A 26,761-nucleotide genomic window follows, 5' to 3' on the forward strand; every position below is an offset into this window, starting at 1 on the left:
TACGGATGGTAACACCAATTGATCATTTTCCATTAGTTTTTAAAGCGGGCATGCGAGATTGCGTCCGCAGCCGTTGCCCTGAGGCAACATATTGATGGCTGGATCGCCATCCGAACGCCTGGCAATAACCAGAAAATCTCTATTTATTTCAGTCTTTTAGACTCTGCATAAATTACCGCGACAAATCTTCCCCAAGGGAAGCTCCGGACACGGTTTTGTGACTCAAAAATCGTTTGGGCCGGCCGAGTTTCTTATCGGGAACTGACCAGAATTCCCGAAACACGCCGTCCTTGATGTCTGATTCATGGCGTCGGAGCTCAGTTTGCTCACGCAACCCTGCGGCGCGGGGATGGCTGGCTCAGCCGGCCTTTTCCAACTCGCCACGCGCCTTGGCGGCCGCCACCTGGCGGATCGCATCAGCCAGCGTGTCCGCGTCCTGCGCGCCCATCACGGCATATTTGCCCTCGATCAGGAAGCACGGCACGCCTGTGATGCCCATGCGCGACGCGGTGGCGATTTCCGTGCGAACCGCTTCGACATCGGCATCGCTCGGCAACAGCGTTTCAACAACAGAGGCATCCATGCCGGCCTCCCGGGCGGCTTCGACCAGCACGGTGTGGTCGCCGATGTTGGCGCCTTCTTCGAAATTCAACTGGAACAGGCGGCGCACCAGCCGATTCTGGACGTCCTCGCCGGCGGCCCCGGCCCAGCGGATCAGCCGATGCGCGTCGAGCGTGTTCGGCGCCACCTTGATGGCATCGAACGCAAAGGAAATGCCCTCGGCTTCGCCAAGCGGTTCGATGCGGGCGTGAATTTCGCGAATGCGCTCGTCGCTGCCGAACTTGGCCAGCATGTATTCGTGGCGGTCCTTGCCTTGCGGCGGAATGGTCGGATCGAGCTGGAACGGCCGCCACCGTATGTGCACTTCGACATCACCGGCAGCCGCCACCGCCTTGTCCAGCCGCTTCTGACCGATGAAGCACCACGGGCAGACGACGTCCGACACCACATCGACGGTTATGGCGTTCGCTTCGCTCATCTCTATCTCCGGATTTTCAGTTCGGTTTGCGCCACCAGGTCGGCAGCTGATAACCGAATATGGGCGTCTTTCGCGGATGTTCCAGATAATTCCAGTAAGCAAGCCACAGTTGCGTGTTGTACTGCATCGGCACCAGGTAATTGCCGGAGATCAGCAGCCGGTCGAGCACGCGGACAGCAGCGACATAATCCTCCTTCGAACGGGCTCGTAGCATTGCGTCGATGGCCGCATCGATCGCCGGATCGGCGACGCCGGCGAGATTGAACGATCCTTCGGTCCTGGCCGCTGGGGACGACCAGCGCCCGATCTGCTCGATGCCGGGGGACAACGAGTTGTTGAAACCGCTGGAGCCGATCAGCACCTCGAAATCGAAACGCTGCTTGCGCGACTGGATCTGGTCGCCGTCCAGGCTGCGTATGCTGACGTTGATGCCGATCTTCTCCAGTGTACGCTGATAGATGCCGGCCAGGCGCTCTTCGTCCTGCGATGCGGTCAGTATCTCGAAGCCGAAAGGTTTGCCGTCGGGATCGAGCATCGTGCCATTATTCACGTGGTAGCCGATGCTTTTCAGAAGATCGAAAGCGGTCTTCAGCACCTTGCGGTCCTGGCCAGAACCGTCCGTCACCGGCGGTTTCCAGGTGCCGTCCATGACGTCGGCCGGCACGCGGCCGGGGTAGGGGGCCAGAAGCGCCTTTTCCCTGTCGTCAGCCGGATGGCCGAGCGCTGAAAGCTCGGAATTCTGCCAATAGCTCATCGTGCGGGTGTACTTGCCGCCGAACAGATTCTTGTTGGCCCATTCGAAATCATAGAGCATGCCGAGTGCGCGCCGAACCACCGGGTTGGAAAATTTCGGCAGTCTCGTGTTGAACAGGAACCCGGTCACGACGGGCGGGATGCCGGTGTCGAAGGTTTCAGAGATCACGTCGCCTCTATGGAAGGCGGGAAAGTCGAGATCGCGCTCGCGTTTCACCGGGTCGCCGTCGTCGTCGATGGCGCAAAGCCCCTTCTTGAAGGCTTCGAGCTTGGCGTTGGCATTGAGAAAATACTCGATGGTGATCTGGTCGTAGTTGTCGAAACCGCGCTTGGCGGGAACGTCCTTGCCCCAGTAGTCGGGGTTGCGCTTGAAGACGATGCGCTGGCCGGGCGTCACCTGTGCGATCCTGTAGGGACCGCTGCCGATCAACGGCTTCAGTGTCGTCTTGTCGAAAGTATCGATGTCGAAAGCGTGCTTGGGGATGATCGGCGTCAGCGCGATGATCAGGGGAAACTCACGATCGGCCTTGTCGTTGAAGGTGAAGCGCACGCTATGGTCGCCGGTCTTTTCGAGCTTGGCGATCCTGGCCATGCGGTCGCTGTAGGGTGGCCGACCTTTCTGCGTATAGGCATCGTAAGTGAATAGCACGTCTTCCGGCGTTACCGGCTGACCATCCGACCATTTGGCATTCGGGTTGAGGTGGAACTCGATGCTTCTGCGCTCGGCATCCATGTCGGCGGTGTCAGCCAGAAGTCCGTAGAGAGTAAAAGCCTCATCGGCACTGCGCTGCAGCAGCGGCTCGAACACCAGATTGCCGAAGATCGTGTCCATCATGCCGCGCGCCGTCGTGCGCAGGCTTTTGAGGATGAAGGGGTTGAGATTGTCGAAGCTGCCGACGACGCAATAGGTGATGCTGCCACCCTTCGGCGCGTTGGGATTGACGTAGCTGAAATGGGTGTAGTCCGGCGGCAGGGCCGGTTCGCCCTGCATCGCAATCGCGTATTTCGGCTCCGACAACGCCGGTGGCGACGACAGGGTGAAAAACGATAGTGCGGTGACCAGCCAAACAAGAACGCGGCCCATGACCGTCTCCTTAACAGGTCGGCTTGATGATTCGGTCCGCACCCTAGCATGGGGCAACTGCGTGGCGGCCAATGGCGTCGTCAAGAATTACAAGTGAGCGGGCTGGATTCGACGCCGCTTGCAGTGTAACACGCCGTCCGAAGTCATTCTGTTGCCTCATTTTGGCAACAGGTAGCTGGACCACACGGCACGAAAAAGCCGGTCCCGGGATCATTGAGAGGAAGTGCACGACATGACGAGCCTGAACAGCAACGCGTACCGCCTGTCGGTCATGGCCGCAGGCGTGGTTGGCTTTCTCGGCGCAGGACTTCCCTCTGCTTCCGCCCAGCAGCAGCAGCAGATACCGCAGGGCTGGTTCAAGGCCTGCACCAAGCAGGAAGACGTCGACATCTGCAACGTCCAGAACATCGTCACCGCTGGCAATGGCCAGCTTGTCACCGGCGTCAGCCTGATCGAGCTCAAGGGCAAGGTGAACCGCAAGGTGTTCCAGGTGACGGTCCCGACCGGTCGCCTCGTGCCTCCCGGCATCGGCTTGCAGATCGACACCGGCAAGGCGCAGAAGCTCGACTATGTCATCTGCTTCCCGGATCGTTGCGTGGCGGAAGTGCCGCTGACCGACCAGCTCGTCGCCTCGTTCAAGAAGGGTCAGGGGATCACGCTGACCTCGATCAATTTCCAGAACCAGGCCAACCCGATTAAGATCGCGCTGCAGGGCTTCAGCGGCGCCTATGACGGCCCCCCGCTGCAGCAGTCGGACATCGAGGACCGGCAGAAGAAGCTCCAGGATTTCGTCGCCAAGAACAACCAGGACTTCGCCAAGAAGCTCAAGGAAGAGCAGGATAAGGCGAAGACCGCCAACTGATCCGGCGTCGACTCATTATCGTGTCAAAAAAAGCGGGGTCATGCCCCGCTTTTTTCATTTCTGGCTGTACCCGGCATGCCGGAAGTCAGTGCTTGGATTGCCGTTTCGGCGCGTAGCGCCCGTCCGGCTTCTTGTCGAACATTTCCTTGATCTGCGGATGGCGGACGGGTTCTCCCGACTGATCCTCGAGCAGATTCTGCTCGGACACATAGGCGATGTATTCGGTTTCCGAATTCTCGGCGAGCAGGTGGTAGAACGGCTGGTCCTTGCGCGGCCGTACGTCGGCGGGGATGGCTTCGTACCATTCGTCGGTGTTGGCGAATTGCGGATCGACGTCGAAAATGATGCCTCGGAACGGGAACAGCCGGTGACGAACCACCTGTCCGATCGCGAATTTGGCCGTTTTCATCGCACTCACCACTGAATTCCTTGACTTTATTTGGCGCAGACTCCGCATCAATTCAATCCCAAGCGTCTGAGCGCCTTCAAAATACGCGGAATGCAACAAAGGTTTTTGATGAACGTCGCGATACCGCGGCAAATTCCGCAGAATCGCTACCGCTGCCGCGTCGGCTTCCGAAGGCCACCTGCAAGCGCCGCAAAGCCGCTGCCAGGACGAAGCCCTTCGCGCATGAAGAAAGCGCGCAGAGGTGCAAAGCCGCCGAGCACGCCGAGGCCGGCGCCGCGCGCCATCTGTGCGGGCAACATGTCCGAAAGCAGCGATATGTTGAGCAGATTGACAGCGCTGCTGCGCGCCAGAATATCGGGCCGGCGCTTGAGATCGTATACAGCAAGGGTAGCGGCAGCCCCCGGATCCTCACGATTTTCACGCGCGATTCCAACCAGATCGTCGATATCCCTGATACCCAGGTTGAGGCCTTGCGCGCCGATCGGCGGGAACACGTGCGCCGCTTCGCCGACAAGCGCCACCCGCTGCGCCGCGAAACGCAGGGGGGTCACCGTCGACAAAGGATAGATCTGGCGGCCCGGCTCCACGGTTACCCGCCCCAGCATCGACTGCATCTGCCGTTCGACCCGCAGCGAGAGCGTTGCGTCGTCCAACGCGGCAAGCTCCTTCGCGGTCTCAGGTTTGACCACCCAGACAAGGCTGGAACGATTGCCCGGCAGCGGCACCTGCGTGAAAGGGCCGGTCTCGGTATGGAACTCCGTCGAGGTGAAGCCATGTTCGCGGCTGTGGCCGAAATTGAGGACGAGCGCCGCCTGAGGGTAGGCGCGCGCCGCCGTCGAGATGCCCGCGGCCTCGCGGGCCGGCGACAGGCGGCCATCGGCAGCGACCGCAAGCGACGCATCGATCTCGCTGCCGTCGACCAGCGCGGCATGAGCTTTGGCGGCGCCGAGATGCCAGGCCTTCACCATCGATCTGCGCCATTCGATCCCGGAATGCGCAGCCACCTTGCCGGCAAGCGCAGGTCCAAGGACGCCGTTGGGAAGGTTCAGGCCGAACTGTTCCTCGTCGATTTCGCTGGCGCGGAAAATGACGACGGGACTGCGGATCAGCCTGCCGGTCGCATCGACAATACGCATCACCTTCAAGGGGGCGGCCTTGGGCTCGATGTCCTCGAGCACGCCCAGCCGTTCGAGCACTTTCAGGGCAGGCGTCATGAGCGCCGTGGTGCGACCGTCGGGAGCCGAAACCTCAGGCCCGGCAATCGTCACCGGAAAGCCGGCATCGGCGAAGGCAAGCGCGGCGATCAATCCCGCCGGCCCGGTGCCTGCGATCAGTATCCGCGCTGTTTCCTGATGCTCCAAGATCGGCTTCCGGCTTGCTGTGCGAGGCGGCCATCAGGCCTGCCCAGTCGAGAGACGCATATAGGGCAGATCATGCGGCTTGATCAACGCGGCGATTCGGCCCATTCGAGTGTCATGACCGGCCAACAGGACGATTTCAGCCACCTCGACCGCGCCGGCCGCGCCACGGCAAACGTCGCGCGCAAGCCGCGCTTGACGGTCAACGTCGTCGTCGGTGCAAGCATCGCACTGGCCTGGCTGCTGCTTGCCGCGATGGCGATTCGCGGCGCCGAGGCCCAGATCGGCGCGCCAGGCGACACTTTGTTGCGTAACTTGCCACAACTGCCGTTACCGGCCGTGCTCGAACGGTTCTTCGTACTCTGCCTTTCACCTGCGCCGCTGGACGCTAGCATCGGCCCGCGTACCCTAGCGCTCATCCTCATGTGGTTTCTCATGGCGATCGGCGCGATGCTGCCATCCGCGGCGCCAATGATCCGCACCTATTGCGAGATCGCCGATACGGCGCGGATCAAGGGGGAGCCAGTCGTCCATCCGCTGGTGCTGGTTGCCGGCTACCTCAGCGTCTGGCTTGCCGCCTCGATGCTGTTTGCGGCACTGACACTTGCCGTCCACGCATTCGCCGCCTCCGGAGGGATATTCGATCCGCTGCTTGGCGCTGCCGGTGGGCTCGCCTTGCTGGTTGCCGGCCTCTACCAGTTCAGCGGCCTCAAGGAGGCCTGCCTGAAGAAATGCCGGAATCCGTTCTCGATCCTGTTTTCGAACTGGAGCGCGAGAACCGTCCGCGTCTTCCGGCTCGGCGTCGCGCAAGGCATCTGGTGCCTCGGCTGCTGCTGGGCATTGATGCTGGTAATGTTCGCAGTCGGCGTGATGAACGTCTTCTGGATGGCGCTGATCGGCGTGTTCACCCTGATTGAAAAACAGACGACGGGCAGTCTTCCAACCCGGCTGGCTGGTGCGATACTGCTTGTCTGGGCAGCCGCGCTGCTAGTAGTCTCGCTATGAGTGGGGGAAATTCGATGGCAGATCAGAGCTGGGCAATGAAAGGAGAGCTCGTACTCTCCTGCAATTGCACGGTTTTTTGTCCTTGCGTGCTGTCGCTTGGCAGCCATCCTCCGACCGAGGGCTACTGCCAGACCTGGGCGGGTTTTCGTATCGACGCCGGCCATTTCGGCGAGGTCGACCTCTCCGGCCTCAATCTTGGGCTGATCATGGAAATCCCCGGTTACATGAGCCGTGGCAACTGGACCGCGGGCCTGTTCATCGACGTCAGGGCCTCGGTCTACGCGGTCAAGGCCTTGACCAAGATCTTCACTGGCAAAGCCGGCGGGACCACGTCGCTGCTCTCGATCCTGGTCGGCAAATTCCTGGGCATCGAACAGGTGCCGATCACCTACGAGACGCGCGACAAGACGCGTATTTTCCAGATACCGAAGATCATCGACGGGGCGGTCACGCCAATCGGGGGCAAGGACCGCGAGAAGGATACGGTGATCACGAATTCCGAATACTGGATCGCGCCGGAGATCATCGTGGCCAGGTCCGACAAGAGCAAGATGCGGGCCTTTGGCCGCAACTGGAATTTCGCCGGCCGCTCGGCCGAGATATGCAAGCTGGATTGGCGGGGCCCGTGAGGAAGAACACAAAGGCCCGCAAGATCGCCGAGAAGATCACGGAACGGATTCCGCGACCGAAGAAGAAGGTCACCTGGCCGCAGGCGCGCGCGTTTTCGGTGCATTTGCTGACCGCTTCCGGTTCGTTCCTGGCTTTCCTGTCGCTGGTGGCGGCGAGCGAGGAGCGCTGGACGGCCATGTTCTGGTGGCTGGGGCTGGCGCTGTTCGTTGACGGTATCGATGGGCCGATCGCCCGAAAGCTGGAGGTCAAGGAAATCCTGCCGACCTGGTCGGGCGAACTCCTCGACAACATTATCGACTATGTGACCTACGTGCTGATCCCGGCCTTCGCGCTCTATCAGCGCGGTTTCATGGGCGAAGGCCTGTCGTTCCTGTCGGCGGCGATCATCGTGGTCTCAAGCGCGATCTACTACGCCGACACCGGCATGAAGACGAAGGAGAATTTCTTCAAGGGATTCCCGGTGGTCTGGAACATGGTGGTGTTCACGCTGTTCGTCATCGAGCCGGGACAATGGGTTTCGTTCGCCGTGGTGGTGGTGGCCGGCATTCTGACTTTTGTGCCGATAAACTTCATCCATCCGGTGCGGGTGAAGCGGCTGCGGCCGATCAATCTCGGCATGACGCTGTTGTGGTGCGCCTTCGGCGCGCTTGCGCTTGCGCAGGCGGCGCTCGCCGCCTTCTACGACGAGATCGGCGTGCTGGGTGAGCAGGTCAGCACTTTTACCAAGATCGGTATTACCATCACGGGGCTCTACCTGGCCTGCATTGGCGGCATTATGCAGTTCTTTCCAAACCTCGGCGCCAAAAAGGCCTGATCAGCCGCTCTTCAAGGAATCCTGTCCATGTCCAAAGCCATCCGAATCCACGCCAATGGCGGCCCCGAAGTCCTGACTTACGAGGACACCGATCCCGGCCAGCCCGGTTCGGGGCAGATCCTGATCAGGCATACCGCGATCGGTCTCAACTTCATCGATGTCTATCATCGCTCGGGCCTCTATCCGCCGCCCGGCGGATTTCCGCTCATTCCCGGCAGCGAAGCCGCCGGCGTGGTGCTGGAAGTCGGCCAGGGCGTCGACTGGTTGAAGCCGGGCGACCGGATTGCCTACGCCGTGACGACGGGTGCTTATGCGCAAGAGCGCGTCATCGATGCCAGAAAGGTCGTCAAGGTGCCGGACGGCATCAGCGACGAACAGGCCGCCGCCATGATGCTGAAGGGCATGACCGCGGAATATCTCCTGCGCCGGACCTTCAAGGTCAAGGCAGGCGACACGATCCTGTTTCATGCCGCGGCCGGTGGCGTCGGGCTCATTCTAGGCCAATGGGCAAAACACCTCGGCGCAACGGTCATCGGCACCGCCAGCTCCGCCGACAAGATCGAACTGGCCAAGGCACACGGCTTCGACCATGTCATCAACTACAAGGAGCAGGATTTCGTCGCCGGCGTCGCCGCCATCACCGGCGGCAGGAAATGCGACGTCGTCTACGATTCCGTGGGTAACGACACATTCCCGGCCTCGCTCGACTGCCTGAAGCCGCTCGGCATGTTCGTCAGCTTCGGCCAGTCCTCGGGACCCATCCCGCCGTTCTCGATGTCGCTGCTGGCGCAGAAGGGCTCGCTGTTCGCCACCAGGCCAACTCTGTTCGTCTACAACGCAAAACGCGAGGACCTCGATGCCTCCGCCGCAGCACTGTTCGAGGTCGTGCTCAGTGGCGCCGTCGAGATCAAGATCAATCAGCGCTATGCGCTGAAGGACGCGGGCAAGGCGCATCAGGATCTTGAGGGACGCAGAACGACAGGCACGACCATCCTGGTTCCCTGACGATAGTCTGCCTTGGTTTTCAGCGTCCCGCCGCAGCCGCGGGCTTGGTTTGCACGAAAAGTCGGCCAGCCACATGCTTGTGCGAGGCAGGCTGATCTTTGCCCTTGAGTTTCCGCTGAAATTCTTGAAGCTCTTTCAAGTCGGGTGCTGCTTTCGCACGAGAGCCGGCCGCGCATACGATGCTTGCGGGAACACAGAACATGTCCGGTAATCCGGATGGGAGGCACTGTGAGTGCAAATCATGATGGAGCGAACCTGCTCGAGGTTCGTGGCCTGACCAAGATATTCGGCACGCTGACGGCGTGCGACCATATCGACCTCAACATCGCCAAAGGTGAGATCCACGCTTTGCTCGGCGAGAACGGCGCCGGCAAGTCGACGCTGGTCAAGATGCTGTTCGGCTCGCTCGAGCCCAATTCCGGCGAGATTTTCTGGAACGGCCAGGCGGTGCGGATCACCAGCCCGGGGGCTGCCAAGAAGCTCGGCATCGGTATGGTGTTCCAGCATTTTTCGCTGTTCGAGGCGTTGACGGCCGCCGAGAACATCGCGCTGTCGCTGGATGACGGCTCGCCGATCAGCAGCATCGCGGCCAAGGCGAGGGCGCTTTCCTACAGCTATGGCCTGCCGCTCGATCCGGAATCGCTGGTCGGCGACCTTTCGGTCGGCGAGCGCCAGCGCATTGAGATCATCCGTTGCCTGCTGCAGACGCCGCAACTCATCATCCTGGACGAGCCGACATCGGTGCTGACGCCGCAGGAAGCCGACAAGCTGTTCGAGACGCTGGAGCGGCTACGCGCGGAAGGCAAATCGATCCTCTACATTTCGCACCGGCTCGAAGAGGTCAAACGCATCTGCGACCGCGCCACCGTGCTGCGGCACGGCAAGGTGGTCGGCCACTGCAACCCGCGCGAGGAGACCGCCTCATCGCTCGCCCGCATGATGGTCGGCAGCGAGGTGCAGGCTGTGGTGCGGGCGCCGGTCGAGGGGATCGAGACCGCGCGGCCGCTGCTCGAAATCCGCGGCCTCAGCCGCAAGCCGGCAACGCCGTTTTCCATTCCGCTCAAGAACATCAGCCTCAATGTCCGCGCCGGCGAGGTGATCGGCATTGCCGGCGTCGCCGGCAATGGCCAGGGCGAGTTCTTCGAATCAGTCTCCGGCGAGGTTTTGCAGCAGGATGCCGCCTCGGTGCGCATCCGCGACAAGGACGCCGGCGGCCTCACCATCACCGGGCGGCGCCTGCTGGGAGCGGCGTTCGTGCCGGAAGAGCGCCTTGGCCATGGAGCGGCACCGCGCATGAAACTCTCGGAAAACCTGCTGCTGTCGCGCCATGCCACCGACGGCAAGGCTTTTGTCGGCACCGGCGGCATGGTCAAGAGCGGCGCCGTCTACGCCGCCTCGCAACGCATCATCGAGGCGATGGATGTGCGCAAGAGCGCGCCGGATCCCGAAGCGGCGGCACTTTCGGGCGGCAATCTGCAGAAATTCATCGTCGGCCGCGAGCTCGACCGCCGCCCGAGCGTGATGGTGGTGAACCAGCCGACATGGGGCGTCGACGCCGGAGCCGCGGCGCACATCCGCCAGGCCTTGATCGAGCTCTCTCGCAGCGGATCGGCCGTACTGGTGATCAGCCAGGATCTGGACGAGCTGTTCGAGATATCGGACGCGATCGCGGTCATGCACAATGGCGAGCTCTCGAAGCCGATGCCGATAGCCGAAGCGACTTTCGAGAAGGTCGGCTTGCTGATGGGCGGCGCCGAACCCGGCCACGCCGAACATACGCTGGAGACGGCATGATGCGCCTCGAACTCGTCAAACGCCCGCAGCGCTCGGCGCTGTTTTCGATGCTGTCGCCGTTCATCGCCTTCGCGCTGACCATCATTGCCGGCGCCATTATGTTCGCGCTGCTCGGCGTCAACCCGCTCAACGCGTTCCATATCTACTTCATCGAGCCGATCAGCCAGGTCTGGCAATTGCACGAGCTGGCGATCAAGGCAGCCCCCCTGATCCTGATCGCGGTCGGCCTGTCGGTCTGCTACAAGGCCAACATCTGGAACATCGGCGCCGAAGGCCAATTCATCTTCGGCGCCATCTTCGGCTCCATCATTCCGGTGCTGTTTCCGCAATTCGAAGGCCCGCTGGTGCTGCCGCTGATGCTTCTGCTCGGCATGGTCGGCGGTGCGGCCTATGCTGCGATCCCGGCCTTGCTGAAGACCCGGTTCTCCACCAACGAAATCCTCACCAGCCTGATGCTGGTCTATGTCGCGCAACTCTTCCTCGACTGGCTGGTGCGCGGGCCGTGGCGCGATCCGCAGGGACACGGCTTTCCACAAACGATCCAGTTCGGCGACTCGGCGGTGCTGCCGGAACTGATGCCCGATGCCGGGCGCGCCAATTGGGGCTTCATCTTCGCGCTGGTTGCCGCGGTGCTGATCTGGATCCTGATGGGCCGCATGCTCAAGGGTTTCGAGGTCCGCGTGCTGGGCTCCAGCCCGAGAGCAGGGCGCTTCGCCGGCTTTGGCCTCAACCGCATGGTGTTCTTTGCCTTCCTGCTGTCGGGAGCACTGGCCGGCCTTGCCGGCATCTCGGAAGTCTCAGGCGCCATCGGGCAATTGCAGCCCGTGATTTCGCCCGGCTATGGCTTCACCGCCATCATCGTGGCCTTCCTCGGCCGCCTCAATCCGCTCGGCATCGTCGCCGCCGGCCTGGTGCTGGCGCTGACCTATCTCGGCGGCGAGGCGGTGCAAAGCGCGCTCGGCATTTCCGACAAGGTGGCGAGGGTGTTCCAGGGCATGTTGCTGTTCTTCGTGCTCGGCTGCGACACGCTCATTCATTACCGCATCCGATTGATCGGCCTGGCGCTGACCAAACAGGAAGTCCCCGCTAAGCTCGAGGCCGCGCCAAAGTTGAAGGAAGCCCGCTGATGGACATTACCGTCAACATCCTCCTGACCATCGCCACGGCGGCGACGCCGCTTTTGATCGCTGCGATCGGCGAGCTGGTGGTCGAGCGTTCCGGCGTGCTCAATCTCGGCGTCGAAGGCATGATGATCATGGGGGCCGTCGGCGGCTTCGGGGCCGGCTACCTGACCGGCTCGCCCTGGATCGGCCTCCTGGCGGCAGTCATCATGGGAGCGCTATTCTCGCTGCTGTTCGCCGTCATGACGCTGTCGCTGGCCACCAACCAGGTGGCGACCGGATTGTCACTGACGCTGCTCGGCCTCGGCCTCTCCGGCATGATCGGAACGCGCTTCGTCGGCCAGCCTGGCGTCCGGCTACCCAACCTTGATATTCCCGGCCTCAGTTCGCTTCCGATCGTGGGCAAGCTGCTGTTTGGCCAGGACCCTGTGTTCTATATTTCGATCGCGCTGACGGCCGGGGTGATGTGGTTCCTGTTCAAGACGCGTACCGGGCTGACGCTGCGCTCGATCGGCGACAGCCACACGTCAGCGCATGCGCTTGGCATCAAGGTCATCCGCTATCGCTACCTCGCGGTCATCTTCGGCGGCGCCTGCGCCGGTCTTGCCGGCGGGCATCTGTCGCTCGTCTATACGCCGCAGTGGGTCGAGAACATGTCCGCTGGCCGCGGCTGGATCGCGCTCGCACTGGTGGTATTCGCATCCTGGCGGCCGTGGCGGGTGCTGGCCGGCGCCTACATCTTCGGCGCGGTGTGGATCGGCCAGCTTCATGCACAGGCTTTTGGCATTCCGGTGCCCTCGCAGATGCTTTCTTCTCTGCCCTATCTGGCAACCGTCGTGGTTCTCGTTCTAATCTCGCGCAACAAGCGTCTGACGATGATGAACACGCCGGCATCCCTGGGGCAGCCATTCGTTCCGGATCGTTGACAACAAGAACAAGACGGGAAGCTCCAAGGCTTAACTCAGAGAGGTAACACAATGAAAAAACTGCTTATTGCCCTGATGACCACGACTGCCGCAATGTCGCTGGCGGCGTCCGCGCAGGCCGCCGACAAGTTGAAGGCATGCTGGGTCTACACCGGCCCGATCGGCGATTTCGGCTATTCCTACCAGCACGATCAGGGCCGCCTGGAGGTCGAGAAGGCGCTCGGCGACAAGGTCGAGACCGCCTATCTGGAGAACGTCTCCGAAGGCCCAGACGCCGACCGTGCTTTCGAGCGTCTGGCGCGCGAAGGCTGCAAGATCATCTTCGGCACCTCGTTCGGTTTCATGGACGCCGAAGTGAAGGTCGCCAAGAAGTTTCCCAAGGTGATGTTCGAGCACGCCACCGGCTACAAGACCGGGGATAATCTCGGCATCTACAATGCGCGCTTCTATGAAGGCCGCTACGTGCTCGGCCAGATCGCCGCCAAGGAATCGAAGTCCGGCGTCGCCGGTTACATCGTCTCCTTCCCGATCCCGGAAGTGGTGATGGGCATCAACTCCTTCATGCTCGGCGCACAATCGATCAACCCGAACTTCAAGGCCAAGATCGTCTGGGTGAACTCGTGGTTCGATCCGGGCAAGGAAGCCGACGCCGCCAAGGCACTGTTCGACCAGGGCGCCGACATCATCGTCCAGCACACCGACTCGACCGCTGCCCTGCAGGTGGCCGAAGAGCGCAAGCTGCACGGCTTCGGCCAGTCGTCCGACATGATCAAGTTCGCGCCGAACGCGCAGTTGACGTCGCTGACCGACGAATGGGGCCCGTATTATATCAGCCGCGTACAGGCAGCCATCGACGGCAGCTGGAAGCCGGACAATGTCTGGCTCGGCATCAAGGACGGCGCGGTCAAGCTCGCGCCCTACACCAACATGCCCGACGACGTGAAGGCGATGGCCGAAGCGACCGAAAAGAAGATCGCCGGCGGCTGGAACCCCTTCACCGGACCGATCGCCAAGCAGGATGGCTCGGCGTGGCTGAAGGATGGCGAGGTCGCCGACGACGGCACGCTGCTCGGCATGAATTTCTACGTCAAGGGCGTCGACGACAAGCTGCCGCAATAAACGGCAGAACACATTTCGATCTGCAGAGGGCGCCGCGAGGCGCCCTTTTCATTTGGATGGAGAAGCTGACGGGAGGCTCAGACGGCCGAGCCGTAGAGGTCGTAAGCATCGGCGCGCTCGATCTTGACGGTGACGATGTCGCCGGCACGCATCGGGCGGCGCGACTGGATGTGGACCGAACCATCGATCTCGGGCGCGTCATATTTGGTGCGGCCCTTCGCAGAGGTGCCGTGCGCCTCGTCGATCAGCACCGGCAGGCGCTTGCCGACCTTCCTGGCAAGCTGCGTCGCCGAGATCTTCTGCTGGCGCTGCATGAAGCGATGCCAGCGCGCTTCCTTGACTTCCTGCGGCACCTGCTCAAGGCCGAGATCGTTGGAACGGGCGCCTCTGACCGGCTCGTATTTGAAGCAGCCGGCGCGATCGATTTTCGCTTCATCCAGCCAATCGAGCAGCATCTCGAAATCGTCGTCCGTTTCGCCGGGGAAGCCGACGATGAAGGTCGAGCGGATGGCGAGATCCGGGCACACATCGCGCCAGCCGCGAATGCGCTCGAGCGTCTTCTCGCCATGGGCCGGCCGGCGCATGTTCTTCAGCACCTGCGGCGAGGCGTGCTGGAAGGGGATATCCAGATAGGGGAGGATTTTTCCATCGGCCATCAGCGGGATGACGTCGGCGACATGCGGGTAGGGGTAGACATAATGCATGCGCACCCAGATGCCGAGCTTGCCCAGTTCCTCCGAGAGATCGAGGAATTTCGCCCGCACTTCGCGATCGCCGAACATGGACGTCTGGTATTTGATGTCGATGCCGTAGGCGCTGGTATCCTGCGAGATGACGAGCAGTTCCTTGACGCCGGCCTTGGCGAGTTTCTCGGCTTCACGCAGCACATCGGCCGCCGGCCGCGAGACGAGATCGCCGCGAAGGGCTGGAATGATGCAGAAGGTGCAACGGTTGTTGCAGCCTTCCGAGATCTTCAAATAGGCATAGTGGCGCGGCGTCAGCTTGACGCCCTGCGGCGGCAGGAGGTCGATGTAGGGATCGTGCGAGGGAGGGGCCGCCTCATGGACGGCGGCCATCACGCTCTCATAGGCCTGCGGTCCGGTGATCGCCAGCACGTTGGGGTGCTTCTCGCGGATCACGTCCGGCTCGGCGCCCAGACAGCCGGTGACGATGACCCTGCCGTTTTCCGAAAGCGCGGAGCCGATGGCGTTGAGTGACTCGTCGCGGGCGGAATCCAGGAAACCACAGGTGTTGACGACAACGAGATCGGCGCCGTCATGCTTGCGGGCGATCTCGTAGCCCTCGGCCCGCAGACGCGTGATGATGCGCTCGGAATCGACAAGGGCTTTGGGACAGCCGAGACTGACGAAGCTGACGCGTGGGGCGGACATGGGCAATTTTCCAATGGACGCGAACCGGAAACATCGATCCGGCCCGCAGTCTCGACATATAACGGTTTGCATGGCTCCTAGCAGGAGCTCAATTCGGGCGGCGCAATAGCACGGCTTCCTCAATCAGGCAAACGGAGCCCTGCGGCTCCGCCTGTGCGTCAGTGCCCGCTTGACCCGAACCAGGGTGACAGGAAGGCGAAATGATCGGGGAATTGCTGCACAGCCCCATCCAGCAGCATCTTGACCGCGACATAGAGGATGATGACCAGGCCGATATAGGCAATCCAGCGGTATTTGTGCAGCAGGCGCGCGACGAACGACGCAGCAAAGCCCATCAAAGCGATCGACAGCGCCAGCCCGACAATCAGCACCGTCGGATGGTTCATGGCCGCGCCCGCCACGGCCAGGACATTGTCGAGGGACATCGAGACATCGGCAATGACGATCTGCCAGGCGGCCTGCGAGAAGGTTTTGCTCGGCCCCTTGCCGCCAATGGCACCATCCTTGTTGAAGTCGCCGTTCGACAGCGCTTCGGTGGCGTCGCGCTCCTCGTCGTGGGTGACACGCAATTCGCGCCACATCTTCCAGCAAACCCACAGCAAAAGCAGGCCGCCACCGATAAGCAGCATGGGACCAATGGTCAGCAGCCATTGCGTGATCAGGGCGAAGAAAATGCGAAGAACGGTGGCCGCCGCGATGCCGACCAGAATGGCTCGCTGGCGTTGGCTGGCCGGCAAGCCTGCAGCGGCGAGGCCGATGACGATGGCATTGTCGCCCGCGAGCGCAAGGTCGATGGCGATGACCTGAAGGAGAGCCGAAAAGCCGGCGGCGGTAAATATTTCCATCGACCTGGAAGCCCTTCGTCGAGTGTTCGTCGTCGATCGTCCGAACGGGCCTAAAGGCATGGTCTGCTGGCGTCAAGCCGCAGCACCGGACAACGCTGGAAAACCATTTTCGTGGTGGTGGAATTACGGAAGATTCTCAACATGCGCCGGCGGCAAGCCAATGCGGGCAAGCCCGCGAGAACTAATCGTAGAGATTGTACTTCGGCCAGTCGGCTTCAGGGATCTCATCCCCGATCCGATAGCGGAGCTGGAGAACTTCCATATGATCCGGCCCCGTCTGGCATTTGAACTTCAGCCGATACCACTGTCCCTTGCTGCGGAACGCCGCACCGGGGCTCCGGATGGCGTCGGCGCTCATCTCTGGCGTCGCGAAGGCGTAGGCGACGACGCGGTCGGCCTTGAACTTGCGATCATCATGGGTGATCCGGTCCAGGACTTCGGCATCGCAACGCTGCTCGAGGCGGGTCTGCGGATCAAGTTTCATCAGTCCGGAGCGCAAGGCGTTGTCCATCGCACTGGCCGGAAAAGCCAGCGTCAGGGACGCAATGGCCATCATGCATAGTGTCTTCATGGGCGGGACAAGCAGCATGTTTTGTCTGAAAGATCAACCAACAGGGGCGGTTCATGCTCGGCAAACCCCGGTATTCAGAGGCCCGGCGCAATCAAAATCTCGTGTCGGGCTTCATCATGCGGGACCTGCGGCCAACGAACCAGCGAGGCGCGGCCGGCATCCGTGAGATCGTAAAGACCACGCTCGACCCTTGCGAACCAGCCATAGACATTGTGCTGCAGAATCTTCGGCGCGATCGGCGTCAAGGCTTTCAGATCGCGCGGCCGTTTGGGGCCGTCCGAAAGCGCGGCGGCGCAGGCGAGGGCGCTCTGCCGGTAGGCGGTCATGATCGGAGCGCGCGATCCGCCGCCGGCGACAGGATCGCCGCGGCGGCGCTGGTGCTCGTCGACAAGGCGAGATCGCCGTCGCGCATTCTTGCGCGGCGCCACGGCGATCGGACTGAGAAGCAGTTCGACCCGATCACTGGCGGTTACGCCAATCAGGCCGAAGCCGAGCCGACGGCAAAGGTTGCGGAACCTGGCATCGCTTTCGCGCCCCTTGCCTCGCGCCGACATGCGCGCCGCCAGCCACACTTCATCGCAAGCAGCCGCACGGTCGACGCCCTGCAGAACCAGTTCGAGATTGAACTGCAGCTTCAACTCGCAGATGACGACGATCTGCGGCTCCCCTTCGCGCAACGCGACGATATCGCAGCCGCCGATTTCCCCCTTCACGACGAAGTCGAGATTTTCGAGGAAACGCTTCACCGGCGCATAGAGTGAGGTCTCGTTCATATCGCAAGGTCTAGCCGATTCGACATGAAAAGCCTCGCAGGCGAAATGGTGTGTCGCGTGCCTGGGCCAGAGCGGGGATTCCGGAAGCGGCGAGGCAGGGCTCAGGAATGAAGTTCTGCGAGGAAAGCCAACAGCACGCGGTTGAACTGGTCGGGACGCTGCAAGGGCGCGAAGTGACTGACCTCGGGCAGCATCACCAATTCCGATCCCGGTATGCTGCTGGCCAGATAGGTGGCGTGCTCGTCCTTGATAAACTCGTCGTGCTCGCTTTGGACGACCGCAACGGGCACGCGGATCTCTCCCAGCTCGGTGGCGCCATAATTGGGTTCGCTCTTCATCATCAGGCCGACAGCTTTGACAAATGCATCGAATTGATCTGGCGTGGCCGACAGCTCGGCATAGTCCTTTTTGTGCCGGCTGAAACACCGCTCGATGACCGGACTGGCCTCGAAGTCCTTCGTGCCGCTGGGATCCATATTGCAGCCGAAGAAGAACACACCGGCGATGCGATCGGCGGCCTTCATGCCAAGGATCAGCGCAACGCAGGCGCCATCGCTCCAACCTACAGCGATGGCCTTGTTCAATTGCAGGCGATCCATCACGGCCAGGACATCCGAGGCCATCAGCTCGTATTTGCATGGCCGTTCGTCGCGGGTGCTGCGTCCATGGCCACGGCTGTCGATGGTGACGACCTGATAGCCGCGCTCGACCAATGATGGGACCTGAAATCCCCAATTGCCGCTATGGCCAAGGCCGCCATGCAACAAGATCACGGGAAACCCCGCCCCAAAGGTGGCGTACCAGATTCTCGCACCCTCATGCTCCACATGGCCTTCGTCCGCCGCGGCCGGCAAAGGAGCGGCACCATGCGCTTCGAATTTGGTGAGGTCGTCATCGCGATAATCCATGCCGAAACAGCCTCGTGGCAAATGCGCAGCGCTTATGTTTATTGCCGGCACCCGCCGAGACCAACCCGCAAGGCAATTTCTGCTGCCATCAGCCGACACGACAGGGAAGGTTGCGTTGCCTAACGGCCGATATTGACCGCACCTCTTGTCGCCCGATCCTGGTTGTTTCGCGCCGGCTGATTTTCGTGGAGGGCTTCGCCGTCCCGCACTGCCCGATCCGATCGTTTCCTGCGGCGCCGCAGCGGATAGCCGATCTGTCCGAAGTAGCTGGAGGGGACTGGATCATCGACGCCATATTTCTCAGGCGCTTTGTTGCCAGTCGCATTGTACGTGCCGAACACCATGTCGAGGAAGGGCAACTGTCCGGCGAAGTTCTTGTCGTAGGCTTCGCGCTGGTTGGCGTGGTGCCAGCGATGGAACTGCGGGCTGGCGATGAGCCACCTCAAGGGGCCGAACGGAATCCGCAAGTTCGAATGAACAAGCAGCGTGTGCCAGAAGTAGATGACGGAAAAGACAGCGATCGAGGCTTCGGAGAATCCGAGAAAAAAGATCGGCGTCAGCGAAATTGCCTTCGTGACTATGGCGTCGACGGGATGAGAGTGGAATGCGCCGAGCCAATCCAGTTCCTCAATGCCGTGATGGACCGCATGGAATTTCCACAGCGCGGGGATTTCGTGAAACGCACGGTGTGCCCAATAGACGCCTATATCGGTAATCAGGATGATTTCGGCGACCTGCAGCCATATAGGCTGGCCGCCGACCGCGTGCGTTGCCGATCGCGGGACCAGCATCGCAGCGGCTTCGAGTGCGTTGGCCGCTATCAGGATTATTACTGCCTTTACCACGAGGCCGTTGAACAGCACGTAGATCAGGTCGACACCCAGGCCCTTGCGCAGGATCTTCTGCGGTCGCTCGGCAAACAGATGCTCGAACGGAATGAAGATCAGCGCGCAGATCAACAGCCCCTTGATGCCAAAGATATCCATTCGACCGCTATCGCCTTGCCTTTGGTCAGCGCACCCGGCGCCTCAGCTCCCGAACAGAACCACATTTCTCCTTTCCAAAGGCTTGATGCCGACCGCTTGCATCGTTCCTCGCTTGTCATGTGATAAACGCGCTCGCCGGGTGTCACATCCGTGTCGCAAGCTGGCGCTACCTGGTCGGCGCGCGCTTGTCGAACGCAGCGCAACGCGCGTCCTCCCAGGACTAACCCCTCCGGTCCCTGCCGGCGGGGTTTTTCATTTCCAGAACCATATCGTCGGTCGCGAGTTGTCCTTGCTATTATGGCATTACGGTCAGCACAGGGACGCCCATGATGGACGCGAGTGAAATGAGTGCGATCGGCGACACCCTCATGAGGATCGTCACGCCCGGCATGTCTCCCAAGCAGCTTGTCAAAGCCGCCCGGAAGGCCCACCCCAAGGCCTCGAAGAAGGATATTGCCAGAGCAGCCTTCTTCTCGATCATCGCAAACGCGGATCAGGACATCGGCAAGGCCAGGAACCTGCAGGCATTTGCCATCGCGGAGCGCGCACAGCAGTCGCACTGAGCCGGTCGCCGCTTGGCAATGGCGTGGGCTTGCCGGCACGCCTTCATCGCCGCGCATATGCCGCCCGGCAGGCCGACATCACGGTATCGCGCAGCCAACGATGGGCCGGGTCGGCGTCCATGCGAGGATGCCACATCGCCGATATCTTGAACCGAGGAATGGGAAGCGGGAGCTCGAAACTCTCGAGACCCGCCGTGCTGGCGTGGTCGCCTGCACTGGCGCTGGCGAAACATGAGCCCGGCACGGTCGCGACCAGTTCCGATTGGCGCACAATCCGCATCGCATCGGGGTAGCCGGGCACGACAACCACGACGGTGCGTCCAAGGCCGAGCTTCTGCAAGGCGCCATCGATCGGCTCGGCGACATTGCCTTCCCGTGACGCCACGACATGCTTGCAGGCGGCATAGCGTTCGGGCGTAACGCCGGCGTCTGTCAGAAGCGGATGTCCGGCCCGGGCCACGCCGACATATTTGTCGTGGAACAGGAACTGGGTGCGTATCTCGGGCGCGGACGTTCCAAGCAAACCGATCTCCAGATCGATGAGGCCTTCCCGAAGCGGGCGCGCGTCCTTGTCGGGCTTGGGTGCGAAGCGTAGGCGGACACGAGGCGCCGCACGGGTGACCGCATTCACGACCGGGCCGGCAAGGAATTCCAGGAACGCTTCGCTGGCGCGAATGGTGAACGTCAATTCGAGCCCGGCCAGGTCCACGCGCATGTTTTGCGGCCGCAGGACTGATCTTACATCCCGGGTAAGCTCATGGACGCGATCGCGCAATTCCGTAGCGTGCGGCGTGGGCACAAGCTCGCGTCCGGCTCGCACGAGCAGCGGGTCGCCGGTGGCAGCGCGAAGTCGTGCGAGTGTCCGGCTCATCGCCGAGGTGCTCAAGCCGAGCCGGCGGGCCGCCCCCGTCACGCTGCCTTCGGCGAGCAAGACGTCGAGCGCTACGAGAAGGTTCAAGTCCACATTGTCCATGGCACACAGCCTTATCGCAGGTGTTTTGCCAGACATAGCGTCGGATGCAACCGTACTTTGAACCTGGCGCGCCTGGCGCATGGCTTCCGCTTGCCCATATCTGCGGTCACCCAACCAATGAAAGAGATCGCCCAATGCCCGCAAGCGTTTTGAACACCCCGTCAGGTACAGTCCTCATCATCGGCGCGTCGCGCGGCCTCGGCCATGCAATGGCGGCCGAGTTCCTCGGGAAAGGCTGGAACGTCATCGGCACGGTCCGGGAAGGCGGCCGGACCAAGCTGCACGACCTCGCGGACGCGTTCGAAGGCCGGCTCGAAATCGAGACAGTCGACATCTGCGAACCCGATCAAGTCACGGCCTTGCGCGACCGGCTGTCGGGCAGGGTGTTGGACATAGTGTTCGTCAATGCCGGCGTGAGCAACAACCCGGCTGAGACGATCGCCGATGTGACGACCGACGAGTTCGTGCGCGTGATGATCACAAATGCACTCAGCCCGATGCGTGTTCTCGAGAGCCTGGCGCCATTTGTTCCGGCAACCGGCCTGATCGGCGTGATGTCGTCCGGGCAGGGGAGCATTTCCAACAACGAGACAGGTCAACGTGAGGTCTACCGGGGCAGCAAGGCGGCCCTGAACATGTTCATGCGAAGCTTCGCCGCCCGCCATGCCGCGACATCGCGTGCCATGGTGCTGATGGCGCCCGGCTGGGTCCGTACGGAGCTGGGAGGGCCGGATGGAAGGCTGAGCATCGAGGAAAGCGTGCCGAGCCTCGTCAACGTTCTGCTTGCCAGGAAGGGAAGCCAGGGATTGCACTATGTCGACTATCTCGGACGCACCGTCCCCTGGTAAATCCCATCGCGATGCCTGCGCGGCGACGAGCGCCAGCTTGTCCGCGGCCACACGAAATAAAGTGGTACCGCGACCGCTGGCGGCTTCTGCATCTGGCCCTTATTGAGCCGCCGTCATGGCGATGAGCTTTCGGACCTGGACGTACTCTACGCAGTGAACAGGAAAATCCGGCCGGGTGGCCTTCGCGCAGTCTTTCGCGGTGGCGACAGGTTCATTCAGCGGAACGCTCGATGCCTGCGTGGACGCTGATGAAAAAAGCAGCGTTTGGGTGGTCAATGCCGAGACGGCAGCGACTTGTATGAGAAGCGCGGCGAAGGCGATATTTTTGAGCATGCGCGACAACGCGCCTACCTGCTACAACGTTCCAGTTAGTCGGGCCGCTTTGGGGGCTTTCTTACTTCAACCGCCCATCTTGCGGCGGCGTCCCACGTTATTTCGGGCATTTTGCTCCCCCACGTCACCTGGTCGAAACCGATTTTCCGGGCAGGGGTCACAGGCGTACATTGCCGTCGTTCTGGCGGAGGGAGTGTCCGTCTCCGCCTAACCCAAGGACGTCCAGTAGCGTCCAAGACAGCCTGTTAAACCCCAGAAAATCCGCCATTGTTGGTCTAGCCATGTCCAGAGGGGTCTTGCCAAGTCCAGCGGTAAGTTGTACGTAAGGCTGTCCGCATGGAGGGTTCGAATGCAAATCAACCGCCTCTCAGTCGCAGCCGTCACAGCCAAGACCAAGCCCGGCCTCTATGCCGATGGTCTTGGCCTTTACCTCCAGGTGGCCAAGGGTGGCAGCAAGACATGGATCTTCCGCTACATGCTCGCCGGCCGCCCTCGCAAGATGGGGCTCGGCTCCGTCCATACCGTGCCGCTCAAGATGGCGCGGGAGAGGGCAGCTGAACAGCGCCTTAAGCTTCTCGATGCCGATGACCCTATCGAGATTCGCAAGACCCAGCGCATGGAAAAGCTCGCCGCTTCCGCCACGGCCCTCAGCTTCAAGGAAGCGGCCGAAGCCTACATCAAGGCGCACAGGGCAGGGTGGTCGAACATCAAGCACGCTGGCCAGTGGAAAGCCACGCTGGAGGCGTACGCCTATCCCGTGTTCGGTGATCTTGCCGTGCAGCGCGTCGATACCGCTCTGGTGTTGAAGGCGCTCGAACCAATCTGGACGGAGAAACCTGAAACCGCCACTCGCGTCCGTGGCCGCGTCGAAAGCATTCTTGACTGGGCGACGGCGAGGGGAAGCCGCAAGGGGGATAACCCGGCTCGCTGGCGCGGTCATCTGGACAAGCTCCTGCCGAAGCGCAGCAAGGTCGCCAAGGTCCAGCATCACCCCGCGTTGCCATATGCCGAGATCGGAACCTTCGTGGCCACCGTCAAAGGAATGGAAGGCGTCAGCCCCCGAGCCCTCGAATTCGCCATTCTCACGGCCACCAGGACGGGCGAGGTAATCGGCGCCCGCTGGTCTGAGATCGATAGCGAAAACGCTCTGTGGACCATCCCTGCCAGCCGCATGAAGGCAAAGCGGGAACACCGGGTTCCCTTATCGAAGCGCGCGCTCGAAATCCTCGCTGGCCTGCCGCGCGAAAAGGATGCCGAGTTCGTTTTCATCGGCGACAAGAAAGGCCAGTCACTTTCGAACATGGCGCTGCTGATGACGCTCCGCCGCATGAAGCGCGACGATCTCACCGTTCACGGCTTCCGCAGCACGTTCCGCGACTGGGCGGCAGAGCAGACCGCCTATCCGAACGAGCTGCTTGAAATGGCGCTGGCCCACGTCGTCAGCGACAAGACAGAAGCCGCGTATCGTCGCGGCGACATGATGGAGAAGCGCCGCCGACTGATGCAGGATTGGGCGGACTTCTGCGCAACGGAAAAGTTTTCCGCTGCGTCCAACGTGACGCCCATCAGGAGCGGCGCCAATGTCTGATGCGCAGCAACAGTTACAGGATCGTGTCATCGATCTGTGCAATGACCTCATTGGACTGGAAGGGCTGTGCCCTGTCGAGGGTCACAAAGATGAACTCGGCCGAGAAAAGGCCTTTGCGGCGCTCAATGCGGTGATCTCCTTTCTGCGCGACATCGGCACCGAGCCGGCTTGGCGCGAACCCTTGCTGCAGCTATCGGCGGCGCTGGACGATGCAAAGTACGGGCGGGCCAATCCGATCACCAAACCCGTTCCAATGCTTCCGGGCACCCCGAACAAGCTTGTGATGGATCGCGCTGACGAGGGTATGGCGGTAGCAGCCGTGGATATCCTGATCACTCATTGTGGGAAAAAGACCGACGAGGCTCTAACCGCCGTTGCCAAGAGGCTCGGTTACAGGAAGGAGGCACTTCGCGCGACGCGAAAGAACCTCAGGGCGCCGAAGGCCAAGGGGCGGCCAGACAAGGCATCAAAAGAGGCTGTGGCCGCCTACAGGTATTGGTTCCAGGAACTTGCGCGACGCGGGAAGTCGCCCGCCATGTTCGTTGAAGCGATGCTAGAAACGCGGGGGTTCAAAAAGGAGTAACCCAGACGGCGAGTTACTCCTGAGCCTCTGATTTCCTGTGAGTGCCAGCAAGTTCTAGCTGGCTTCCAACAGGAGATCATTATGGTTCAGACGATCCTCCGCCGCGACGAGGTAGAGCGTGTCACCGGGCTCCCCCGGTCCACCATCTACGCCAAAATCGCCAGCGGCGAATTTCCGAAAAGCATCAAGCTCGGCGCCCGCTCTGTCGGGTGGCTGGAGAGTGACATCGCCGCATGGCAGCGGTCCCGTATCGAAGCTCGCGACGGGGTGGCTGCATGACCATCGATCATCAGAACACCGCCGCTATCGAGCTTGCCGGTGAGTGGCTGTCCAAGACTTCTCGCGACCGCATCAGCAGGCCGATCGTGCCCACGTTGAAAGAGCGGTTCGGATTGTCCAGCGAGGAAGCCATCGCCGCGATTCGTGAAGCCAACCTCCGGCGTCAGCGTGCAGCATGAGCTACGTTGAAAATGGAGCCGGCGCCCCGATGATTGAGCCCATCGGAAGCGCCGGAAAGGACAACGTTTCACACCGCAAATCTAACCGCTCTCGCTGGCACGCGCAAGAGAAGTGGGCCGCCAATCATCCATTGGAGACTTGGGCCCACTACTGCTTGAACGTCGCAATCCGGCGCGGCCTGGTCGAACGCGAGCCCTGCGAAGTCTGCGGCGATCCCCAGACCGATGGCCACCATAACGAAGGCTATCAGAAGCCCCTGGCGGTCGCCTGGCTGTGCCGGCGGCACCACAAGGCTGAGCATCGCCGGCTGAAAATGAAATGCGAGGCGGTAGGATGAGAAAGAAAGCCGTCCGCCAGTTTCACAAGGTCAGCCCGGACGTATGGCGCTCCAGGCGTTTCCTGGCCCTCCAGAGCGACGAGCGCGAGGTTTGGTTCTATCTGGCCACTGGCCCGCACCAGACTAGCGCCGGCTGCTGCAAGCTGCCTCCCGCCTATGCCGTGGCCGATCTCGGCAACGACTGGACCAAGGAGCGCTTTCTGGCCTGCATCAAGGTGCTGGTGGACGGCGACCTTATCGCCCACGATCCCGATACGGACGAGATCTATGTTTGTCGGTGGTACAAGACCTCGCCACCGATGAACGGCAGTCACGCCGCCGGCATTTACAATCACATCGTGAGGCTCGAAAGCGCCGAGGTGCAGGAGCGGGTTGAGCGTGAATTCGCCGAGACGGAATACGGCGACATGTACATTACGAACCCGTCAATCACCAAGGATCGCCCGTTCTGATGGGACACCGTGCGCACACTGTGTCGAGAGCCTGTCGACATAAGCAGAAGCAGATACAGAAATCAGAAGCAGATTCCAGATGAAGAACCACAAGCAAATCAGAACCAAAAGGCAGACCCCCTGCGGGGCCGCTCTGGAGGGGAAGAACCGGGCTGCTCTCAATGCCTTGAACGAGGTGACGGCAATCCATGGCTTTCGTCAGTTCGGAGTCGAATGGCCAGGATGCGATGTAGTGCTGGTCTCTCAATGGCGACAGCAGTTCTACGCTCACTGCATCGGCAATGCTCCAGAGGCGAAGAAGAAGGCTTTCCAGAGGGCACGTGAAGCACTTCAAGCTGTTGGCCTCGTAGCCATTCACGACGAACACGCTTGGCGATGTCCCGACAGTCCCGGGAAAAATGGGGCTCAAGGATACCTCAAGGATGGCGCCTGACTCGTGCCAAAGCAGCCGATCATTTTTGTTGGCGGCTCTCGATGCCTTCGCAACCGTGCGCCGATCGCTGATTGCAGCCTGTCAGCGGAGCATTTATCCGCCGTTGTCCCTTGATCCACAAGGCGTTGCAATTTGGTTCTTGGATTTACGTACAAACGCGCGTACATTCGAGCGACTGATTTGGAGTCAAAACATGCCCGCAGAAGCCTCTGTGAAAGCCGCACGAAAGCCCCAAGCTCGTACCCGCATCACGAACGGCAAATCCACCGTGGCCGCTGATGGCCGCACGATCTGGGTACGCCGCCTCCGTGACCTGATCGAGGCTCATGAGCAGGATCTTGGCGGGACGGACAATCTCAACCAGGCGCAGCGCTCTCTGGTACGGCGTGCCGCTACGCTCTCGGTTGAACTGGAGCGCATGGAGGCCACATTCGCCACGGCCGGCCAGATCAGCTCCGAAGACCTGGACAGCTACCAGAGGGCCAGCAACACCCTTCGCCGGCATCTGGAGAAGCTAGGACTACAGGAACCGGGTCAGAAGCGGGTGGACGCATCGGACAAGCCCATGATGGATGGGATCAGGATTGCGGACGACATAAGGCTGCACGGCCTGTGCATTGGTGACAGGGCGGCCAGGTACGACTTCGCCCGCCGCATCGCCTATGCCGTGGCCGAGGCCAAGAAGACAGGCGAGCCTGTATCCCCAGAGACCGCCGATCTTGCCATCCAGCTAGGCCTCGCGGTCTATGCCGACACGGATGAGGCGCAGGCCAATGACAACAGCCAGGGGGTTATCTGA

General features: G+C 61.6%; 31 protein-coding genes. 19 read left to right on the forward strand and 12 right to left on the reverse strand.

All coding sequences use genetic code 11. The annotated features are described in order from the left end of the window. Positions 1–358: 358 nt before the first annotated feature. Together EN845_RS21960 and EN845_RS21965 are read right to left on the reverse strand one after the other, a co-directional pair. Complete coding sequence (locus tag EN845_RS21960) at positions 359–1,039, reverse strand: DsbA family protein (RefSeq protein ID WP_127872434.1); 681 nt, start codon at positions 1,037–1,039, stop codon at positions 359–361. Positions 1,040–1,055: 16 nt separating this feature from the next. Further along, entirely contained in the window at positions 1,056–2,876 is a 1,821-nt protein-coding gene (locus tag EN845_RS21965) for an extracellular solute-binding protein (protein ID WP_127872433.1), read from the reverse strand. Between the two features lie 232 nt (positions 2,877–3,108). On the opposite strand from EN845_RS21965, the gene EN845_RS21970 reads away from it, so the two are divergent. Next, positions 3,109–3,738 (forward strand): invasion associated locus B family protein, encoded by a 630-nt coding sequence (locus EN845_RS21970; RefSeq protein ID WP_127278992.1) that lies wholly within the window; start codon positions 3,109–3,111, stop codon positions 3,736–3,738. Between the two features lie 85 nt (positions 3,739–3,823). Here the strand turns inward: EN845_RS21970 and hspQ are convergent, their stop codons facing one another. Continuing rightward, the gene (gene hspQ / locus EN845_RS21975; RefSeq protein WP_167531432.1) at positions 3,824–4,147 is read right to left on the reverse strand and encodes a heat shock protein HspQ; all 324 of its coding nucleotides are present in this window, start codon (positions 4,145–4,147) and stop codon (positions 3,824–3,826) included. A gap of 146 nt (positions 4,148–4,293) precedes the next feature. After that, entirely contained in the window at positions 4,294–5,508 is a 1,215-nt protein-coding gene (locus tag EN845_RS21980; RefSeq protein WP_127872431.1) for a UbiH/UbiF family hydroxylase, read from the reverse strand. Between the two features lie 72 nt (positions 5,509–5,580). On the opposite strand from EN845_RS21980, the gene EN845_RS21985 reads away from it, so the two are divergent. The 8 genes from EN845_RS21985 to EN845_RS22020 all read left to right on the forward strand — a co-directional run bounded on the left by EN845_RS21985 (position 5,581) and on the right by EN845_RS22020 (position 13,919). Continuing rightward, complete coding sequence (locus tag EN845_RS21985; protein ID WP_127872430.1) at positions 5,581–6,510, forward strand: DUF2182 domain-containing protein; 930 nt, start codon at positions 5,581–5,583, stop codon at positions 6,508–6,510. Positions 6,511–6,524: 14 nt separating this feature from the next. Continuing rightward, complete coding sequence (locus tag EN845_RS21990) at positions 6,525–7,139, forward strand: DUF1326 domain-containing protein (protein WP_127872429.1); 615 nt, start codon at positions 6,525–6,527, stop codon at positions 7,137–7,139. After that, positions 7,112–7,954, forward strand: coding sequence for a phosphatidylcholine synthase (gene pcsA / locus EN845_RS21995; protein WP_127872428.1), 843 nt, complete (start codon positions 7,112–7,114; stop codon positions 7,952–7,954). Before EN845_RS21990 ends, pcsA begins: the two co-directional genes overlap by 28 nt. A 27-nt stretch (positions 7,955–7,981) precedes the next feature. Beyond that, positions 7,982–8,959: a quinone oxidoreductase gene (locus tag EN845_RS22000; protein ID WP_127872427.1), complete on the forward strand. Its 978-nt coding sequence runs from the start codon at positions 7,982–7,984 to the stop codon at positions 8,957–8,959. 216 nt (positions 8,960–9,175) lie between these two features. Then, a complete protein-coding gene (locus EN845_RS22005; RefSeq protein ID WP_167531433.1) occupies positions 9,176–10,753 on the forward strand; it encodes an ABC transporter ATP-binding protein in 1,578 nt (525 codons plus the stop codon). Beyond that, positions 10,750–11,880 carry an ABC transporter permease gene (locus EN845_RS22010; RefSeq protein WP_127872425.1) on the forward strand — a complete coding sequence of 377 codons (1,131 nt, stop codon included), beginning with the start codon at positions 10,750–10,752 and terminating at the stop codon, positions 11,878–11,880. The genes EN845_RS22005 and EN845_RS22010 overlap by 4 nt, the downstream gene beginning before the upstream one ends. After that, positions 11,880–12,800: an ABC transporter permease gene (locus tag EN845_RS22015; RefSeq protein WP_127872424.1), complete on the forward strand. Its 921-nt coding sequence runs from the start codon at positions 11,880–11,882 to the stop codon at positions 12,798–12,800. The genes EN845_RS22010 and EN845_RS22015 overlap by 1 nt, the downstream gene beginning before the upstream one ends. Positions 12,801–12,851: 51 nt before the next feature. Next, positions 12,852–13,919, forward strand: coding sequence for a BMP family ABC transporter substrate-binding protein (locus EN845_RS22020; protein WP_127872423.1), 1,068 nt, complete (start codon positions 12,852–12,854; stop codon positions 13,917–13,919). A 77-nt stretch (positions 13,920–13,996) separates the two neighbouring features. Here EN845_RS22020 and rimO read toward each other — a convergent pair whose 3' ends face one another. The 6 genes from rimO to EN845_RS22050 all read right to left on the reverse strand — a co-directional run bounded on the left by rimO (position 13,997) and on the right by EN845_RS22050 (position 19,393). Next, positions 13,997–15,310 (reverse strand): 30S ribosomal protein S12 methylthiotransferase RimO, encoded by a 1,314-nt coding sequence (gene rimO, locus EN845_RS22025; RefSeq protein ID WP_127872422.1) that lies wholly within the window; start codon positions 15,308–15,310, stop codon positions 13,997–13,999. A gap of 158 nt (positions 15,311–15,468) precedes the next feature. Beyond that, complete coding sequence (locus EN845_RS22030) at positions 15,469–16,155, reverse strand: TerC family protein (RefSeq protein ID WP_127277290.1); 687 nt, start codon at positions 16,153–16,155, stop codon at positions 15,469–15,471. Between the two features lie 181 nt (positions 16,156–16,336). Beyond that, positions 16,337–16,744, reverse strand: coding sequence for a DUF930 domain-containing protein (locus tag EN845_RS22035; protein WP_167531434.1), 408 nt, complete (start codon positions 16,742–16,744; stop codon positions 16,337–16,339). Between the two features lie 56 nt (positions 16,745–16,800). Then, positions 16,801–17,499 carry a DUF2161 family putative PD-(D/E)XK-type phosphodiesterase gene (locus tag EN845_RS22040; RefSeq protein WP_127277292.1) on the reverse strand — a complete coding sequence of 233 codons (699 nt, stop codon included), beginning with the start codon at positions 17,497–17,499 and terminating at the stop codon, positions 16,801–16,803. 101 nt (positions 17,500–17,600) lie between these two features. Then, positions 17,601–18,407, reverse strand: a complete 807-nt coding sequence (locus tag EN845_RS22045; RefSeq protein WP_127277294.1) for an alpha/beta hydrolase — start codon at positions 18,405–18,407, stop codon at positions 17,601–17,603. A 119-nt stretch (positions 18,408–18,526) separates the two neighbouring features. After that, positions 18,527–19,393 carry a sterol desaturase family protein gene (locus tag EN845_RS22050; protein WP_127872421.1) on the reverse strand — a complete coding sequence of 289 codons (867 nt, stop codon included), beginning with the start codon at positions 19,391–19,393 and terminating at the stop codon, positions 18,527–18,529. A gap of 329 nt (positions 19,394–19,722) precedes the next feature. Here EN845_RS22050 and EN845_RS22055 point away from each other — a divergent pair, with 329 nt between their 5' ends. After that, on the forward strand, positions 19,723–19,956 hold the full coding sequence (locus tag EN845_RS22055) for a hypothetical protein (RefSeq protein WP_127872420.1): 234 nt from the start codon (positions 19,723–19,725) through the stop codon (positions 19,954–19,956). 43 nt (positions 19,957–19,999) lie between these two features. Here EN845_RS22055 and EN845_RS22060 read toward each other — a convergent pair whose 3' ends face one another. After that, on the reverse strand, positions 20,000–20,929 hold the full coding sequence (locus EN845_RS22060) for a LysR family transcriptional regulator (protein ID WP_127872419.1): 930 nt from the start codon (positions 20,927–20,929) through the stop codon (positions 20,000–20,002). 134 nt (positions 20,930–21,063) lie between these two features. Between EN845_RS22060 and EN845_RS22065 the strand changes: the two genes are divergently transcribed. Continuing rightward, on the forward strand, positions 21,064–21,777 hold the full coding sequence (locus EN845_RS22065; protein ID WP_127872418.1) for an SDR family NAD(P)-dependent oxidoreductase: 714 nt from the start codon (positions 21,064–21,066) through the stop codon (positions 21,775–21,777). A gap of 99 nt (positions 21,778–21,876) precedes the next feature. On the opposite strand, the gene EN845_RS22070 is transcribed toward EN845_RS22065, so the two are convergent. Further along, on the reverse strand, positions 21,877–22,110 hold the full coding sequence (locus EN845_RS22070) for a hypothetical protein (protein ID WP_127872417.1): 234 nt from the start codon (positions 22,108–22,110) through the stop codon (positions 21,877–21,879). A gap of 349 nt (positions 22,111–22,459) precedes the next feature. On the opposite strand from EN845_RS22070, the gene EN845_RS22075 reads away from it, so the two are divergent. The 8 genes from EN845_RS22075 to EN845_RS35545 all read left to right on the forward strand — a co-directional run bounded on the left by EN845_RS22075 (position 22,460) and on the right by EN845_RS35545 (position 26,761). Continuing rightward, positions 22,460–23,698: a site-specific integrase gene (locus EN845_RS22075; RefSeq protein WP_127872416.1), complete on the forward strand. Its 1,239-nt coding sequence runs from the start codon at positions 22,460–22,462 to the stop codon at positions 23,696–23,698. Beyond that, positions 23,691–24,281, forward strand: a complete 591-nt coding sequence (locus EN845_RS22080; protein ID WP_127872415.1) for a hypothetical protein — start codon at positions 23,691–23,693, stop codon at positions 24,279–24,281. The genes EN845_RS22075 and EN845_RS22080 overlap by 8 nt, the downstream gene beginning before the upstream one ends. Positions 24,282–24,362: 81 nt before the next feature. Next, entirely contained in the window at positions 24,363–24,560 is a 198-nt protein-coding gene (locus tag EN845_RS22085) for an AlpA family transcriptional regulator (RefSeq protein ID WP_127872414.1), read from the forward strand. Further along, entirely contained in the window at positions 24,557–24,739 is a 183-nt protein-coding gene (locus EN845_RS22090; RefSeq protein WP_127872413.1) for a hypothetical protein, read from the forward strand. Before EN845_RS22085 ends, EN845_RS22090 begins: the two co-directional genes overlap by 4 nt. Then, complete coding sequence (locus tag EN845_RS22095) at positions 24,736–25,077, forward strand: hypothetical protein (RefSeq protein ID WP_127872412.1); 342 nt, start codon at positions 24,736–24,738, stop codon at positions 25,075–25,077. Before EN845_RS22090 ends, EN845_RS22095 begins: the two co-directional genes overlap by 4 nt. Next, positions 25,074–25,529, forward strand: a complete 456-nt coding sequence (locus EN845_RS22100) for a hypothetical protein (protein WP_127872411.1) — start codon at positions 25,074–25,076, stop codon at positions 25,527–25,529. Before EN845_RS22095 ends, EN845_RS22100 begins: the two co-directional genes overlap by 4 nt. A 79-nt stretch (positions 25,530–25,608) precedes the next feature. Further along, positions 25,609–25,962, forward strand: coding sequence for a hypothetical protein (locus EN845_RS22105; protein ID WP_127872410.1), 354 nt, complete (start codon positions 25,609–25,611; stop codon positions 25,960–25,962). Positions 25,963–26,155: 193 nt separating this feature from the next. Next, positions 26,156–26,761, forward strand: a complete 606-nt coding sequence (locus EN845_RS35545) for a hypothetical protein (RefSeq protein ID WP_189522884.1) — start codon at positions 26,156–26,158, stop codon at positions 26,759–26,761.

This window comes from Mesorhizobium sp. M8A.F.Ca.ET.202.01.1.1 (genome assembly GCF_004791595.1).
Lineage (GTDB): Bacteria > Pseudomonadota > Alphaproteobacteria > Rhizobiales > Rhizobiaceae > Mesorhizobium.